10 protein-coding genes are annotated in these 16,114 nt (G+C 61.2%); 7 read left to right on the top strand and 3 right to left on the bottom strand.

Annotation, left to right across the window (positions count from 1 at the left end; genetic code table 11):
- Window positions 1–157 precede the first annotated feature (157 nt).
- Entirely contained in the window at window positions 158–2,236 is a 2,079-nt protein-coding gene (locus A0257_09805) for a hypothetical protein (GenBank protein AMR27359.1), read from the top strand.
- A gap of 239 nt (window positions 2,237–2,475) precedes the next feature.
- Here A0257_09805 and A0257_09800 read toward each other — a convergent pair whose 3' ends face one another.
- Together A0257_09800 and A0257_09795 are read right to left on the bottom strand one after the other, a co-directional pair.
- Window positions 2,476–3,471: a glycosyl transferase gene (locus A0257_09800; protein AMR27358.1), complete on the bottom strand. Its 996-nt coding sequence runs from the start codon at window positions 3,469–3,471 to the stop codon at window positions 2,476–2,478.
- Between the two features lie 110 nt (window positions 3,472–3,581).
- Window positions 3,582–5,303, bottom strand: a complete 1,722-nt coding sequence (locus A0257_09795) for a DNA polymerase IV (GenBank protein ID AMR27357.1) — start codon at window positions 5,301–5,303, stop codon at window positions 3,582–3,584.
- 156 nt (window positions 5,304–5,459) lie between these two features.
- On the opposite strand from A0257_09795, the gene A0257_09790 reads away from it, so the two are divergent.
- From A0257_09790 to A0257_09780, 3 genes are all read left to right on the top strand, one after another.
- Window positions 5,460–5,876, top strand: a complete 417-nt coding sequence (locus A0257_09790; GenBank protein AMR27356.1) for a hypothetical protein — start codon at window positions 5,460–5,462, stop codon at window positions 5,874–5,876.
- 565 nt (window positions 5,877–6,441) lie between these two features.
- Entirely contained in the window at window positions 6,442–7,776 is a 1,335-nt protein-coding gene (locus tag A0257_09785) for a hypothetical protein (GenBank protein ID AMR27355.1), read from the top strand.
- 35 nt (window positions 7,777–7,811) lie between these two features.
- The gene (locus tag A0257_09780; protein ID AMR27354.1) at window positions 7,812–8,558 is read left to right on the top strand and encodes a glycosyl transferase; all 747 of its coding nucleotides are present in this window, start codon (window positions 7,812–7,814) and stop codon (window positions 8,556–8,558) included.
- 221 nt (window positions 8,559–8,779) lie between these two features.
- Here the strand turns inward: A0257_09780 and A0257_09775 are convergent, their stop codons facing one another.
- On the bottom strand, window positions 8,780–11,941 hold the full coding sequence (locus tag A0257_09775) for a hypothetical protein (GenBank protein ID AMR27353.1): 3,162 nt from the start codon (window positions 11,939–11,941) through the stop codon (window positions 8,780–8,782).
- Between the two features lie 455 nt (window positions 11,942–12,396).
- Here A0257_09775 and A0257_09770 point away from each other — a divergent pair, with 455 nt between their 5' ends.
- The 3 genes from A0257_09770 (at window position 12,397) to A0257_09760 (ending at window position 16,113) form a co-directional block, all read left to right on the top strand.
- Window positions 12,397–13,371, top strand: a complete 975-nt coding sequence (locus tag A0257_09770; GenBank protein AMR27352.1) for a hypothetical protein — start codon at window positions 12,397–12,399, stop codon at window positions 13,369–13,371.
- Between the two features lie 214 nt (window positions 13,372–13,585).
- Window positions 13,586–14,449: a hypothetical protein gene (locus A0257_09765; GenBank protein AMR27351.1), complete on the top strand. Its 864-nt coding sequence runs from the start codon at window positions 13,586–13,588 to the stop codon at window positions 14,447–14,449.
- Window positions 14,446–16,113: a hypothetical protein gene (locus A0257_09760; GenBank protein AMR27350.1), complete on the top strand. Its 1,668-nt coding sequence runs from the start codon at window positions 14,446–14,448 to the stop codon at window positions 16,111–16,113. Before A0257_09765 ends, A0257_09760 begins: the two co-directional genes overlap by 4 nt.
- Window position 16,114: the final 1 nt, after the last annotated feature.

Here is a 16,114-nt window from a genome sequence, read left to right as displayed (position 1 = left end):
ACAGCCGGGGCAGCGGGGTAGGGCGGCAAGGCCCGTGCCAGCCCTGGGCCGGCCGCCAATCCGGCGGTTTGCCGCGCGCACGGGCATAGTAACTTGCTCCTATTGGCGGTTTGGTTAGAACTTGCACGTTCTTATTATTTTCCACTTATTACGCGCTATGTTTCGCTCACTGCTCTTTTGTATTCTGGTGGGCTGGCTGGTGCTGGCCGGCGGCCGCCGGCCAGTCGCTGCGCAGCGAGCCCCGCGCCCCACCAAGGCCCCGCCCCCGCCCGCCGCCGCGCCCGCCCGCCCTACCCCCCCGCCTTACCGCCAACGTGCTCTCACGGGCCGTGTGACGCGCCGCCTGCGCGTGCACCCCGACGGTACCCCCAGCTTCCCGAACGTCAACCGCATTGCGTTTTTCGAAGATAAAAAGGCCCTCAAAGCCATCCAGAAAGCCGAGCGCCGCCACCATTACGCCGAGGCCAAAGTGCTGCTGACCAACTACGTGGGTCAGTTTGGAATTGAGAATTTTTACCGTAATACCGACATGCTCTGGCACCTGGGCCAGCTCTTGCAGCGCGACAGCGCCAGCGCGCGGTCGCAGGAATTGGCCAAGGCGTATTTCCGGCTGGCCCTCAAGCACCACCGCACCGACATCCGGCGCGTGCAGCTCTATTACGACTCGCTGGAGGAAAAAACCGCCGACCTCTACGTGCCCCTCAAAGTATATTATGAGGTGGTGGAGTATCGCAAGAGCCTCAACACCTTTCACCCACCCAAAAACGTGTACACCAACATGGGCGACGCCATCAACTCCAAGTTTCCGGACTACGGCCCCGCGCTGGGCGCCGCCGATACGGTGCTGCTGTTTAGCTCGAAGCGCCAGATGGGTAAGGGAGTGCGTGCCAAGGCGGACGAAAATCTCTACGTGTCGCACCTCGAAGCGCCCAATGTGTGGTCGCAGGCCCAGCCGCTGCCCAAGCCCATCAACTCGCAATACAACGAAGGCTCGGCCTGCTTCTCTCATGATGGGCGCACGATATTTTTCGCCCGCTGCGAGTGCCCCACCTGCCACGGCAACTGCGACCTCTTCACCGCCACGCTCGGCAAAGACGGCCAGTGGAGCAACCCCAAAAGCCTCGGCCCGCTCGTGAATTCGCCCGCCTGGGACTCGCAGCCCACGCTCTCGCCTAAAGAAGATACGCTGTATTTCGCCTCCGACCGCCTCGGCGGCTTCGGCCTCAGCGACATTTATTACACCGTGAAAGGCAAGAACGGGCAGTGGGATAGGGCGATGAACTTGGGACCCACCGTGAACACCCGCGAGAGCGAGGTGAGCCCGTTTTTCCACCCCCTCTACCAGGTTTTGTACTTCAGCTCGCGCGGCCAATTACTCAATTTTGGTGATTTCGACATCTACAAAACGTACCGGGTAAGCGGCCACTGGCAGGAACCGCGCAACATTGGCCCGCTCGTAAACGGCAAGGGCTCCGAATATTATTTCACCATCGATAGCCAGAGCAAAAACCTCTACTACGCCCGCTCCGAAGCCCAGGACATACAGAACCTGGACCTCTATTCCTTCCCGCTGCCGATGGAGGCCCAGCCGCTGGCCACCACCCAGGTAGCCGGCACGCTGCTCGACTCGGTGAGCAGCAAGCCGCTCAAAGGCATCGTCAGCATCATCGACCTGGATAATGGTATTGAGGTGGCCAGCAAGTACTTGCGGCCCGACGGCTCCTTCGATTTTGAGCTCATGGACGGCTCGCACTACGCCATGCTCATCCAAAGTCCCGACGCCTTCACGGTCGAGAAAAAGTTTGAGCTGAAGGGCGATACCGTAATGAGCCTGCTCACCAACAGTATCGATTACAAGCTGCCGCTCATCTTCCGAAACATTGAATTTGAGGCCACTAAGTCGGGTATTCTGCCCAGCATGCACACCACCTTGGACCGCATCACGCTGTTTCTGGTGGACCACCCCACGTTCCGGCTCAGCATCGCGGGCTACACCGACGGCCGCGGCGACCCCGACGTGAACGAGAAGCTCTCGCAGGACCGCGCCGAGGAAATTCGCCGCTACATTGAGCGCAAAGGCAAGCTCCAGCCCAACCGCATCGAGAGCTTCGGCTACGGCTCCAGCAAGCCCATCAAAGACGAGGTAACCGAGGCCGACGCCCGCATCAACCGCCGCGTCGAGTTCCGCTTGATTAAGCCCGAAGGCGAGAAGAGCGGCGGGGCCGACTGGAAGTAACTCTTGACTATATGAAGCTTATCTCGCCTTTTCGCCACTTAGGCCTTTATATGGCGACTCTACTCTTCTTACTATTAAGCTTCGGTTACGTATGGGCATTAATTGACAAGATAAATCATCCCCATTTCAAAAATCTTGATTTTGGCAGCTATTTTATCTTAGGAATTATTGTTTTGATTCCCGCTATAGTATGCTTGCGACGCGTTTTTAAGTTAACACTAACCAAATAAATACCCCGGTTAAGTTGGCCAGTCCCGCGCCAAGTCCTGCTCCCTCATGCACTTGAAATGCCCCTGCGGGCACTGCGCAAAGCCAATCTTGGAGCACGGCCGGCAGGGTAGGCCCAGCACCTCCAGCGCCTCAAACGGCGTGCGATAGGGGTACATGCCAAACTGCGGCACCGTATTGCCCCACACGCTGAAAATCTGCTTCTTAAACGCCGCCGCGATGTGCATCAGCCCCGTGTCGTGGCTCACCACAAACTGCGCCTGCCGCAGCAGCGAGGCCGATTGGTGCAGCGAAAACTGGCCACAGCCGTTGTGAATGAGTGAATGAGTGAATGAGTGAATGGGGAAATGTTGGATTTCTTGTTCGATAAGGCGGCCGGTGCTCTCATCTTCCGGGCCGCCGAGCAGCACTACCAGGCGCGGGGCCAGGTTGCGTACCAACTCGATGAGCTTGTCGGGGGGTAGGCGCTTGGTGGCGTGCTGCGCGCCGATGGCCACCGCCACGTAGTGCCCCGGCCGAAAACCGGGGGGTAGGGCCGCCGCCACGTCCACTTCCTGCGCGGGCGGAATGAAGTAATCCAGGCCCGCGCCATCGTCGCGGATGCCCAGCGGCGCAGCGGCCGCCCGGTAGCGGTCCACGATGTGAAGGGGGGGTAGGCGGTCTATTTTGAAGCGCACCAGCAGGTATTTCTGCCAGTTGAGCTTGTCAAAAGCCCGGCCCGGCACGCCCGGCAGTTGCAGCCGGATGAGCCTGGTGCGCAGGTTATTATGTAAATCCACGATGAAATCGAACCGCTCGGCGCGCAGCTCGCGCACCAGCTCGCCCAGGCTGCCGCCCAGCAGGTGCAGCTTATCCACGTACGGGCTGGCCTCGAAGAGCTGGGCAAAGGCAAGCTTGGTGGCGAAATGCACCTGCGCGCCCGGCAGCTGGGTTTTGAGCTGCCGCACCACCGGCGTCGTCAGCACGATGTCGCCGATGGAGGAAAAGCGGAGGACGAGGATTTTCATAGCATAGGAAACCGTCTGTCATTGCGAGCGCAGCGCGGCAATCGCCCCGGAACGAGTCGTACGGGTATCATTCCGGGGCGATTGCCGCGCTGCGCTCGCAATGACAGACGTTACTTTTTGAACTTCGCTTTCCGCGCCTCAAAATACGCCGCCGCTTCCTCCACCGACTTCGTATTAAACGTCATCTCCTTGGTTAGCATGCCCTTGCGACCGGCCAGCACGCCGTAGCGCATGTCGGCGTAGCCGGCGGTATGGTGGGCGTCGGGGTTGATGCTGAGCCGCACGCCCTGGGCTAGGGCGTAGCGCACCCAGCGCCAGTCGAGGTCGAGCCGCCAGGGGTTGGCGTTGATTTCAATAATCACCTGGTGCTCGGCGCAGGCATCAATAACCGCCTTGAAATCAATGGGGTAGCCGGCGCGGCGCAGCAGCAGGCGGCCGGTGGGGTGGCCCAGCATGGTGCAGTGCGGGTTGGCAATGGCGGCCAGCAGGCGCTCGGTGGCGCGCTGCTCGTCCATCTTCAAATTGGAGTGGATGCTTGCCACGATAAAGTCGAACGTATCGCGCAGCTCCGCGTCATAATCCAGACTGCCATCGCCCAGAATATCCGCCTCAATGCCCTTAAAAATGCGGAACGGAGCCAGTTCAGCGTTCAGCTCGTCAATCTCGCGCTGCTGCTGGCGCACGCGCTCGGGGCTGAGGCCCTGGGCGTAGTGCGCCGCCTGCGAGTGGTCGCAGATGCCGAGATACTCGTAGCCCGCGTCGCGCAGAAACGTAGCCATCTGGCGCAACGAGTGGCTGCCGTCGGAGTAAGTGCTGTGGTTGTGCAGCGAGCCGCGCAGGTCGATATCTTTCAGCAGGCGCGGAATTTTGCGCTCGGCGGCCAGCTCGATTTCGCCGAGGCCCTCGCGCAGCTCGGGCACCACGTATTGCAGGCCGGCCTTCTCATATAATGCCTCTTCGCTGGCGAATAGCTCGCGCTTGGCCCACTGGCGCAGGGTAGCGGGCTGGCTGGGGCCGGCCTGGGGCAGCGCCGCGCCGAGGTGCGCCTCGTTGCCCGTGGCCACAAAGAGCTGATTCACAAAATCTTCCGCGGCCACTACCCGCACCGCCACGCCTACCCCCGAGTCGGCGGCCGTGCCGCGCCAGGCCCAGGGCCCGGAGCGGCGGGCATCGGCGCGCAGGCCGGGCGCGGCATTGAGCAGCGCGTGCAGGGGCGCGGGGTCGGCGGCGGCCACCAGAATTTCGACCGTTTCCACGATTTCGAGGGCGCGGCGCACCTCGCCGGCGGCGGCCACCGCGCCTACCCCCGGCACCTGGCGCAAGCGTGCCGTCAGGTCATTCGCCAGCTGCTCGGCCTGTGAAAACAGCAGCTTGCCCGCGCTCTGGTCCGTGAAGGCCAGCGCGGCCAGAATGCTTTCCTGGGTTTTGGCCCCGAAACCCTTGAGCTTGGCCACGGTGCCGGCCTCGGCAGCTTCGCGCAGCTGCTCGGGGTCTTCAATGCCCGCGTCGCGCCACAGGGCCCGCACCTTTTTGGGGCCGATGCCCTTGATTTTCAGTAGCTCGACCACGCCGGGGGGGGTAGCGTCGAGCAGCCGCTGCAGCTCCTCAAAGGTGCCGGTATCGAGCAGCTCGGCTACTTTGGCGGCCTGGGTTTTGCTCAGGCCGGTGCGGTCGGGCAGGCCGGGGCGCTCCACCTCAGCCACCGGAAACTCCAGTTGCTCCAGGGCCGTAGCGGTGCCCTCGTAGGCCCTGATTTTGAAGGCATTTTCGTCGTGCAGCTCCAGCAGCTGGGCCGTGAGCTTAAAGGCTTTGATGAGGGCGCGATTGTCCATTTCTTTGTTTCTAGTTCCTGGTTTCAAGTTCCTGGTTCTTGGTTCGAACGTCAACTGGAAACTAGGAACCAGAAACCAGGAACTTACTAGATAGTAACCCAAAAGTACGCCCGCCCGGTGGGCAGTCGCCGGTATTTTCGCGTACTAGCTCTCGCTATGACTTCTCTTCCTGCCCTGCGGCTGCTTGGTCCGTGCCTGCTGCTCGCCGCCTGCCACTCCGACCCCCACGTGGCCGAGCTGCCCAAGGGTCAGCTGGCCGCCCTGCGCGGCACCTGGCTGCTGGTGCCCGAGGCCAGCCGCGCCGACACGCTCACCTACCGCCGCAACACCTACCGCTTTCAATACCGGCCGGGTGGGCGGCCGGGTTTCCGGCTGGGGCCGGCCGGCCGCTTTGTGCGCTACGACGTGGCCCCCGGCGGCGGCCTGCTGGCCCAGGAAGGCACCTGGACCGAAACCGGCACCGGCCGCCTGCGCATTCACCTGCCCGAAATAGAGCCCGCCGAGCCCGACTACGAGCTGCAATTGCTGGCCCACCAAGAGGGAACGTTGAAGCTGCGCCAAACTTCTTTATAGCTTCTGAATGCTGCGCGAAAAAATAGTAATATCCCGCCGACGTTATCTAGTAAGATAAGCTCAGCCGTAAGAGAGCAAAAGGCCCTACCTATTACTAGGTAGAGGCCAGAATTCAATGCCTAAAAGTTAGATTTAACTATTAATTAATAGAGGCTTCGAAAAAGTCCTTGATTGACACCCACGTGCCATAAAACAGGCGTAATAATCTGCCGCAGTATGCTCACTGTTAGCTGGTTATTCAATAAAAATGAGCAAAAGGCAGCTTCTGGATAGATTCTTAAGCAGGCCTGAGCTTTTGCCATTCGCAAAAAATTTGATTATTCGGTGTTTTTAGGCCGTTAGTCACTGATTTCTTATGATATTTCAATTAAATAGCAAATTAACCCAAGTTCATAAGTCCACGGCCTTAGTAGTAATCGTATCTTAAGTCGATTTTAAGCAAAAGCTACCTCGCTGACAAGCTGAGAGTCGGTAGCAGGAAAGGCGTTAATCTACTATCAATATGGTACTTTACAAACAACGGGTCTATCTCAATCAGTTTGTGCTATTGATAGTAGATATTCTGATGATTTTGGGAGCTTTCAGGCTGGTATGCTATTACCAGCGGGATGATTGGCAATTTGGGGGTAACTACCCCGTTTTCTTTGCCATTTTTGCGTTGCTGTGGTGGATTTTGGCCGGGCAGTTTGCCAATCCTGAACCCGGCGAGCGCCTGAACACCTACGTGGAGAAATTCTGGGCGCTGGTACGGACGTTCGTGCTGCACGCCGTGGCGCTCACGGCCGGCATCGTGCTCTTGCAGGTGCATCTGATGCCGATGCGCTACCTGGGCCTGCTCTATGGCATGGCGGGGGTAGGCGTGGTGGGCGGACGCCTGGTGCTAGCTTTTTTGCATCGCACCTACCGCTATCGCTGGGCGCACCCGTCCAACCAGCTCGTAATAGTGGGGGCCAGCCGCAGCGGCGTTGACCTCTACCGGTTCCTGTCGGTGCACGACTCGATAAATAACGTGTGCCTGGGATTTTTCACCGACGAACCGGCCCCGAATGAAGTGCGGAATATGGTGCTGGGCGGCCTCGCCGACCTGCGGGAGTTTTGTAAAAACAACCAGGTAGATGAGATTTACTTCGCCCTGCCGTTCAACCAGAGCGAGCTGATTCAGGAAATGTCCAGCTTCGCGGACGATAATTTTATCACGTTTCGCATCGTGCCCGATTTCGAAGGCACGCTGCGCAAAAACGTCAATATTCAGTATCACGACTACGGCCCCATCCTAACGGTGCGCCGCCACCCGCTGGGGTCGCGGGCCAACCAGCTTTCGAAGCGGGCATTCGACCTGGCTTTCTCGGGCCTGGTCATCGTCGGAATCTTCCCCCTTATCATGCCGATACTGGCGCTGATTATCAAGCTCGACTCGCCGGGGCCGGTGTTTTTCAAGCAGATGCGGCCCGGCAAGCACAACAAGCTGTTTCCGTGCTACAAGCTGCGCACCATGCGCACCGACCTGGGCGGCACCGAGCTGCAAGCCACTAAAGGCGATGCCCGCGTGACGCGCGTTGGCCGCTTTTTGCGGGCCTCCAGCCTCGATGAGCTGCCGCAGTTTTTCAACGTCTGGATGGGCCAGATGTCGGTGGTAGGGCCGCGGCCCAATATGCTGTCGCAGCTGGAAGAATATTCCAAGCGCATGAACACCTACGCGCACCGCCACACCGTGACGCCCGGCATCACGGGCTACGCGCAGGTCAACGGCTTCAGGGGCGAAACCAGGGCCTCGGGCGCGATGGAAAAGCGCGTGGAATATGACCTGAAATACGTGGAAAACTGGTCCCTGCTCCTCGACGTGCAAATCATCATCAAGACGGTGAAAAACATGATTGGGGGCGAAAAGAATGCGTATTGACTTGTGGTGCCTGCCACCGCTAGCCCTTATTGCCTATGTTGTCGAAGCAGCTGGTTCTTGATTCACCGATTACCATTGGCCCGTTCAACGAGTTTGTAGATACCATTTTACAGCTCGGTGCGGCGCGCTCCTCGGCCTACGTGTGCTGCGCCAATGTGCACATGCTGGTCGAAGCTCACCGCGACGCCAGCTTCCGGCAGGTGCTGGCCGAGGCCAACCTCGTAACCCCCGACGGCGGCCCCGTGGCCAGCATCGCGGGCTGGCGCAGTGGCCGTCGTCAAGAGCGCGTGCCCGGCATGGACCTGCTGCCCGCGCTGCTTGCCGAAGCAGCCAAGCGCGGGCAATCGGTTTATTTCTACGGCACCACCGACGACGTGCTGCGGGCCATAGTGGACCGGGCGCGGCGCGAACTGCCGGCCCTGCGCATTGGGGGCACCTGCGCGCCGCCCTTCCGGCCCCTTACCCCCGCCGAAGAGGCCGAACACATGGCGGCCATCAACGCCGCCGACCCCGACCTGCTGTTCGTGGCCCTGGGCTGCCCGCGGCAGGAAAAGTGGATGGCCGCGCACCGGGGGCAAATAAAAGCCTGTATGCTAGGGGTAGGGCAGGCATTTTTGACCTACGCGGGCCTGGAGCAGCGCCTGCCGGTGTGGGCGCGCCGGCTGTGGCTGGAGTGGGCCTACCGCCTCTACCTGGAGCCGCGCCGCCTGTGGCGGCGCTACCTGCTCACCAATTCGCGGTTTCTTTACCTGATGCTCCGCCAGACGCTGGCACGGACGTAACTGCTGTTACGCCCTATCTTGTTCGATATAGTAACGGGGAGTAGCGCGAACTTTGTAGTTCGCGTCCCCGCGCCGTTCTACTGGCTTTAACGGCGCGGGGACGCGAACTACAAAGTTCGCGCTACTCCCCCTGGCGTAACAGCAGGACGTAGTACTACCAAAACAGCCGCCCGAAGCAATGCTCCGGGCGGCTGTTTTGGTATGCGAATCGGGGCCGTTGCTTAGTGCCGCACTTCGAGGTGCAGCAGCAGGGTAGGCTGATTGCTGGTTACCCGCAGGTTGTAGAGGCCGCTTGGAACAGTGCTGGTGTCGAGGCTTAACTGATTGTCGCCGGCCGCGGCGTCGCGCTGATACTGAGCCAGCTGCGTGCCCTGCATGTCGAGTAGCGTGAAGGTCACGGATTGGCTGCTTGGCAAAGCAAGGCCCACGGTCACCTGCGTATCGGCGGGGTTGGGGAACAGCGAGGGGGTAGGGATGGCCGCTGCCAGAGCAGCCGGGTCAACCAGCGCGCTGAGCGCGCCAGCCGCCGTGGCGGTAAGCTGCTGCGTCAGCGCCACATCATCGTAATACAGCCACTGCCCACCAGAAGCATTGGAGTAAAAGCCAATTTCGCACTGGCCATTGGTCACGGCAATGTTGGGGATAGTCACCTGCACCCATTGGCCGTCGGGAGTGGCGGGGGCATCAAGAGTGCGCAGGCTGCCGCCGTAGTTCTGGGCTTGCATACGGGCCGTGTTCTGGCCGCCGCTACTCCTGACCCAGGCGCTGAGGGTGTAGGTACCGTTGGCCAGGCCCGTCACCACCTGGTAGGTATACACCTCATAAGCTTCGGGGCGGTAGTGCGTGCCGTGGTACGTGCCCGAGTGGGCACCCCCGTAGCTTTCGGTGTAGCTGGCGTAGGCTTGGGTGCTGCCCCAGGTTTGGGTAGTCCACTGGCTGGGCTTTTGCACGGCGGCTTGGTCGTCGTCGAAGCTGGCGTTCAGCACCGTATTGGTGCTGGTGCTGACGACAACGGCCGCCGCAGCGGGTTGGGCCACCAGCTCCACGTCGTCAAAGTAAATCCACTGGCCAGCATAGGCCTGGGAGTAAAAGCCGATTTCGGCCGTGCCGCTCGTCACGCTGATGTTGGCAATCTCGACCTGCACCCAGGCGCTGCCAGTGGCACCGATGGTTGTAACCAGCTGCGCGCCCCCGTAGTTTTTGACCTGCATCTGGGCCGTAAGCTGTCCGCCGCTGCTGCGCACCCAGGCCCGCAGGCGGTAGGTGCCGTTGGGGATGTTGTTGATAGTCTGGTAAGTATAGACCTCGTAGTCCGTGGGCTGGTAGTGCGTGCCGTGGTACGTGCCCGAGTGGGCGCCCGCGTACGTTTCGGTGTAGCTGGCGTGGTCTGATGCACCCGGTCCGGCCACGGTTTGCCAGGCGGCCGGGGTAGTGGTGGGCGCGCCATCGGCCTCAAAGCCGGGGTTCACAACCAGGTTACTACCCGTCGCCACCAGCGCGGTGGAGGCAGCTGGCACGGCACTCACCGTCAGGCTCGTGGCGGCCGAGGTGGTGCTGGCCCCGGCGTTGTCGGTGGCCACGGCCGTGAGGGCATAGACACCGGTGGCCGTAGGCGTCCAGCTCAGCTGGAAGGGGGTAGTGGTAGCTTCGCCCAGCTTGGTAGTGCCGTTGAAAAACTCCACCTTGGCTACCGTGCCGTCAGCATCGGCGGCCGTGGCGCTCAGGGTCGCGGCCTGGCCCAGGGTAAGGGTCGTTGGCGAGGCCGTTAGGCTCACGGTCGGCGGCGCATTAGCCGCCGTTGGCACCAGCGTAAAGTCATCAAAATACAGCCAGTTGCTCGCGTTGGCTTTCGAATAAACGCCGATTTCGCACTGGCCGTTGGTGACGCTGATGTTCTGAATAGCTACCTGCACCCACGTGCCGGGCGAAGCACCAATGGCCGAGGCGAGCGCTGCGCCGCCGTAGTTTTGGGCCTGAAGTTGCGTCGTGTTCTGGCCGCCGCTGCTCTTCACCCAGGCGCTGAGGGCGTAGGTGCCGTTGGCCAGGCCCGTCACCACCTGGTAGGTATACACCTCATAAGCTTCGGGGCGGTAGTGCGTACCGTGGTACGTGCCCGAGTGGGGCCCACCGTAAGCTTCGGTGTAGCTGGCGTGGTCGTTGGTGCCGGAGCCTAGCGTTTTCTGCCAGCCCGCGGGCGTCCCGGTTTCTGCGCCGTCAGCTTCAAAACCGGGGTTGGCTATCGCGCCCAGGGCCACCACCGGAGCTGAGGGTATGGCTGGTGCCACTGGCGTGGGGGCCGGAGCCCCGGCCGGGCCTACGGCGAGGCCATTCTGCTGAAGTTTTTGTTGCCAGAGTAGCCATTCGTTGTCTTCGGTGGCGAGCGTCACGGGGTTTGGCAGGTGCACGGTGCCGGCGCAGGGGGCGCAGGCGTCGGGGGCCTCGTCCTGGCGGTCGGGGTAGGGGTCGTGGCCGCCCCAGCGCACAAAGCCCACCGTATTGTTCGCCACCCGGTTGTTGCCAAATACGCCATCAGGTTGCTTGTAAAAGTTGAACACGCCCATGCCTACGTAGCCGCCGTAAAACTGCCGGCCGTCGGCCAGGTAGCCGCTGCTCACGATGCGGTTGTCGTGGTAGTACACATCGTGGCCGGCGGCGATGTTCATGGCCGCGTTGCCGGTGCTCACAAACTGGTTGTGGTCGGCCTCCACGTAGGCCGTGGCCTCGTTGGGCGTCGTGGCGTCACCGTCGGTGGTCATGCCGCTGCCCGTAAAACCGCCCGCAACGGCGGGTATCGGATAGGCGCCGCGCACGAAGTTGTCGTGCACGTGCAGCGGGCTGGCGGGCGTGCCCGACGAATTGAAGAGGTTGATGTTGTCCTCGACCAGGCTCTGGTCAGGGGTGTTAAGGACCTCGTTGTAGGCAATTTCCACCCCGGCTACGTGCTGGACCGTGTTCAAAATCAAGAAGCTGCAGTGGGTGCCGCCGCCGTTGCGCCAGCGGCCGTCCAGGTTGCGCGCCTGGTTGTAGCGCACCATCAGGGCCTGGCCCGGCTGGCCGCTCCAGCGGTTGATGACGAGGCCACCGGTTTGGGCCAGGTAGTTGTGTTCCACCACCAGATGCTGCGGCCGGTACACGTCGAGGAAGTGGCCGGGGGCCTGGTTGTCCACGGTGGGGGCCAAGCCCTGGCCGCGGCAGTTGCGCACGGTCAGGTCAGCTCCTTCGCCGGCTTCAATCAGGTTGCCGGGGCCCGTGAGGGTGCAGCCCTCGAGCACCACCGCCTCGCTCGTGTTGACCCGCACGCACGCCGTGCCCGAGGCCTCGCTGCGGTAAGCGCCCGTGTACGTCCCGCCCTTGGTTATCACAATGGGGGCAGCATAATTCACAGTTTGGGCTTGGGCTACCCCGAATTGAAGGCCGGCTGCTGCAAGTGCCAAGCAGGTTCGTGTGCTGGTTACAAACGCCCGCTTTAAGCGGGTAAGGTTAGGCCTGCGGTCAGTTTTTAACATAAAAACAGTGGGAGTGTAATTGTCTTGGTTAATTAAAAAAGTTATAAATCGTAAAAAGCCAATGGCAAAGGTACACACTTTTATTACTCGTAAACACCTGTATTTTGAGCATATACAGACAATAAATGATAATTCACCCTAATTTGGTCCATGAAAGAAAAGATGATAAAATTCAAATAATGGCGTTGCTAATATTTGCTTTCCAAGAGGCGCACTTCGTTCGTTCTGACTGAGTCCAGATAGGGGTTCAAACCCAACTTCACCGCGCCCAACCTACTTTTACTGCTGGCTGCCGAACCTTCTCGTTACGCCTTGTTTCGCAGCCGCCCAGCATGATTGCGATTTGGAAACGCGCCTTTCGCCGCCTCGACGAGCAACTGGCCCTGGCCCACTCGGCCGTGGTGCCCGAGCGGCCGGCCCTGCTGGTGTTTATGTTCCACGTGCTGTTCGAAAGCGCGGCTGCCATTGCCAGGAACGAAGTGGACCCGCAGCAACGCATTACTACCCTTATTTTCGACCAATTCGTGGCCAACTTCTTGGCGCACGGCTACACGTTTGTGACGCCGGCTGAGGTGCTGAGCGGCCTCAATCCCGCTCGGAAGCATGCCCTCATTACCTTCGACGACGGGTATTACAACAATCACTTGGCCTTGCCAATTTTGCAGCGCTACGGGGTGCCGGCCACGTTTTTCATTTCTTCGCACCATGTGCTGTCGGGCCAGGCTTTTTGGTGGGACGTGGTGTACCGCGGGCGGCAGCGACAGCCATTGCCACCTGCGGCGCAGCAAGCCGAGTATGCGCACCTTAAGCAGTTGCGTCACCACGAGGTAGATGCGTACTTGCTGGCCCACTTCGGCCCTGGAGCCCTGCGGCCGGTGGGCGACCTCGACCGGCCTTTCACCCCGGCTGAATTGCAGGATTTCGCCCGTGCCCCCGAAGTGGTACTGGGTAACCACACGGCTCACCACGCGGTGCTTACCAACTACTCGCCGTCAGAGGCGTTCGACGAGTTGGCGGCGTGCCAGCACGCCCTGGAGGCCCTTACCGGCGAAGCCCCCGCGGCGGTTGCCTACCCTAACGGCAACGTATCGGTGGCTGTGGTCGCCGCGGCCGCGCAAGCGGGGCTGCGTCTGGGCACCACCGTGCACGCCGGCAAAAACTATCTGCCCTTTGCTCTTCATGGTACCAATTTGCTGCAAATCAATCGATTCTTGCTCTGGGGCAACGAAGATGTGGCGCGGCAGTGCGCGCTGTTCCGCACCGATTTCCACCTGCGGCAGTGGCTGCGGCGCGCACAACGCGCATAGTGCTGGCGCCACTGCAGACCGGTCTCGCCGGCTTCTTATCTTCGGCCCATAACGAACTCGAGCCCCTCCACACCCGTCCGGTAGCAAGCCGAACACAACACTCAAATGTCTAAATTATAAAATTAATTTTATTTATGAATGCGTTTAGCACTTTAATCATCCCTAATTGCGGTGCTACACGCATTGGCCCTTTTGCATGATTTCATTAGAACAATTGTCGCGGGTAGGCATCGGAACCAGCCGGGCGGCGTCGCTGGGCAGCCGCATGGACCCGGCGGCGTTTGCCGGATTGCTAAAAATAGGTGCCGAGCAAGGCGTTAACTTAATCGACACATCTGATTTTTACGGTTCCGGTGACGCCGAACGGCTGATTGGTCGAAGTCTCAAAAAAACCGGCTACCCGTTTTTTGTCGTGACCAAGGCCGGGCTGCCGCGCGTGCACGCCCCAGCCTGGCTGTCGCCGCTGAACCAGGTGGCCAAAAAAATAATGCAGCGCGCGGGGGCCCAAAACAACTATTCGGCCGCCTACCTGGTGGGCAGCGTGCAAAAAAGTAATCAGCGCCTGGGCGTGGCCACCGCCGACGCGCTGCTGCTGCATGAGCCCCGCTGGGACGACCTGGCTGGCACCGATGCCTGGGACGGCCTGGCCCAGATTCGGCAGCGGGGCTTGGCCCGCTACACGGGCGTGTCAACCGACGACTACCGGGTAGTTGAGGAAGGCATCCGCCGCGGCCAGGTGCAGTTGGTACAAACGCCCGTGGCCTGGGGCTCCGCCAGTCCAATTGCTGCGCTGTGCCATACCCACGGCATTCCCCTGATTGCCAACCAAGTGCTTCAGCCCTACCCGCACCTGCAACCCGCGTTTGCACAGCACGCGGCCGCTATTCACCGGCTGCCGGGACTAGCTGATGTGTCGCTCCCACAACTGCTGATTGCCGCCGTGCTGGCCGGACGCCAAGCCGACACCGTACTGTTCGGCACGGGCAACCCGGCGCACCTGGCGCACAACATTGGGGCCCTGCGCTACGTCGATGCCGTGGCGCAGGGCCTGCCGGCTCTCAACCAATTGCTCGCATGATTGTCTCCAAAAATATCTTTTCGGCCGGGCAAACACTGACGGCCGATATTTGCATTGTGGGCAGCGGCCCGGCTGCCATTTCGCTAGCGTTGCGCCTCGACGGCTCGCCGCTGAAAGTGGTTATGCTGGCTGGCGGTGGCTGGACCGAAACCGTCGCCAGCCAAGACCTGTACCGGGGCAGCGTGTGGCCGGCCGGCTCGCACGAGCCGCTGGAAGAAAACCGCCGCCGCCAGTTCGGCGGTACTTCGGCCGCTTGGGGCGGCCGCTGCATTCCGTTCGAGCCACTTGACTTCAAAGACCGGTCCTGGGTGCCTGGCAGCGGCTGGCCGTTTACCTACGACGACCTGCTACCCTACTACCACAAGGCCGCCGAACTATGCCAGATTGGCGATTTTGAGTTCGACGCGCAGCAAGCGTTTCCGGGCAGCCGCCCCGAAATCTTATCTGGGTTCGACTCCGAAACGTTGGTATCGTACCCGCTGGAGCGCTGGAGCCCCCCGGTGCACTTTGGCAAAACCTACCGCGAGGCCCTGGAAGCCAGCGCTAATATCCAGGTGCTGCTCGACGCGCATGTGCTGGCGTTGCGCCCGGCCGCCGACGCTGCCGATGCCGTGGGCTACGCCGACGTGTCGCTGCACGGGGCCCCGCTGGTGGTGCAGGCCCGCGACTTTGTGCTGGCCACGGGCGGCATCGAAAACGCCCGGCTGCTGCTGGCTTCTACTTCCGACCGGTTTCCCACCGGGCTGGGCAACCAGCACGACAACGTGGGCCGGTATTACATGGTGCATCTGAGCGGCACCTACGCCGACGTGAAGCTGCGCGACAAGGCCGCGCTGCGGGCCGACTTCGAGCGCGACCCTGGTGGTGTGTACTGCCGCCGGCGCTGGTGGTTTCCTGAGCCGGCGCAGGCCGCCAACCACTTGCTGAACACCATCTTCTTTCTCTACCACGCGAACACCGACAACGGGCACCGCGACGTACTGTTTTCCTCGCGGTTCGTGGTTAAGTCGGTGCTGTCAGTGCTCAGCCAGCGGTCGGTGAGCAAGGCCGTGCACCAAGCTCGGCAGCAACTGCCCGCTCTGCGCCAGCACGCAGGCAACATCATCAAAAACGGCCTGAGCGAAATTCCTAACCTCGTGCGGCTGAGTCTGAAGCGCATGGCCAAGCGCCGGCTGCCGTTTTTGATGCCCTCGAAGCAAAGTACCTACTGGGGTCTGTACTTCCAGGCCGAGCAGGCCCCCAACCGCGCAAGCCGCATTAGCCTGTCGGCCACTGAGAAAGACGCATTCGGCATGCCACGGGCCGAAGTGAAACTGGCGTTCCTGGATGTTGACTTTGAATCCGTTGTGCGGGCCCACACGCTGTTCGTTGAACGGTTCCGGGCCCAAAACCTAGGCGATATCGACTACGACGAGGACGGCCTGCGCCGCTACCTACGCAAGCGTGTGGTGGCCTATAATTCAGCCTCGCACCACATCGGCACCACTCGCATGTCGGACGACCCGGCTACTGGCGTGGTGGACCGCAATGCCCAAGTGCACGGCGTGCGCAACCTGTACGTGGCCGGCTCGTCCATTTTCCCCACCGGGGGCCACGCCAACCCCACGCTCACGCTGGTAGCGCACGCTCTGCGGCTGGCCGACTATTTGAAAGCGAAAGCCTAGC

It is taken from the genome of Hymenobacter psoromatis (genome assembly GCA_001596155.1).
Classification (GTDB): domain Bacteria; phylum Bacteroidota; class Bacteroidia; order Cytophagales; family Hymenobacteraceae; genus Hymenobacter.
Note: the sequence above shows the minus strand (reverse complement) of the source record. Positions and strands in the feature narration are given on the sequence as shown.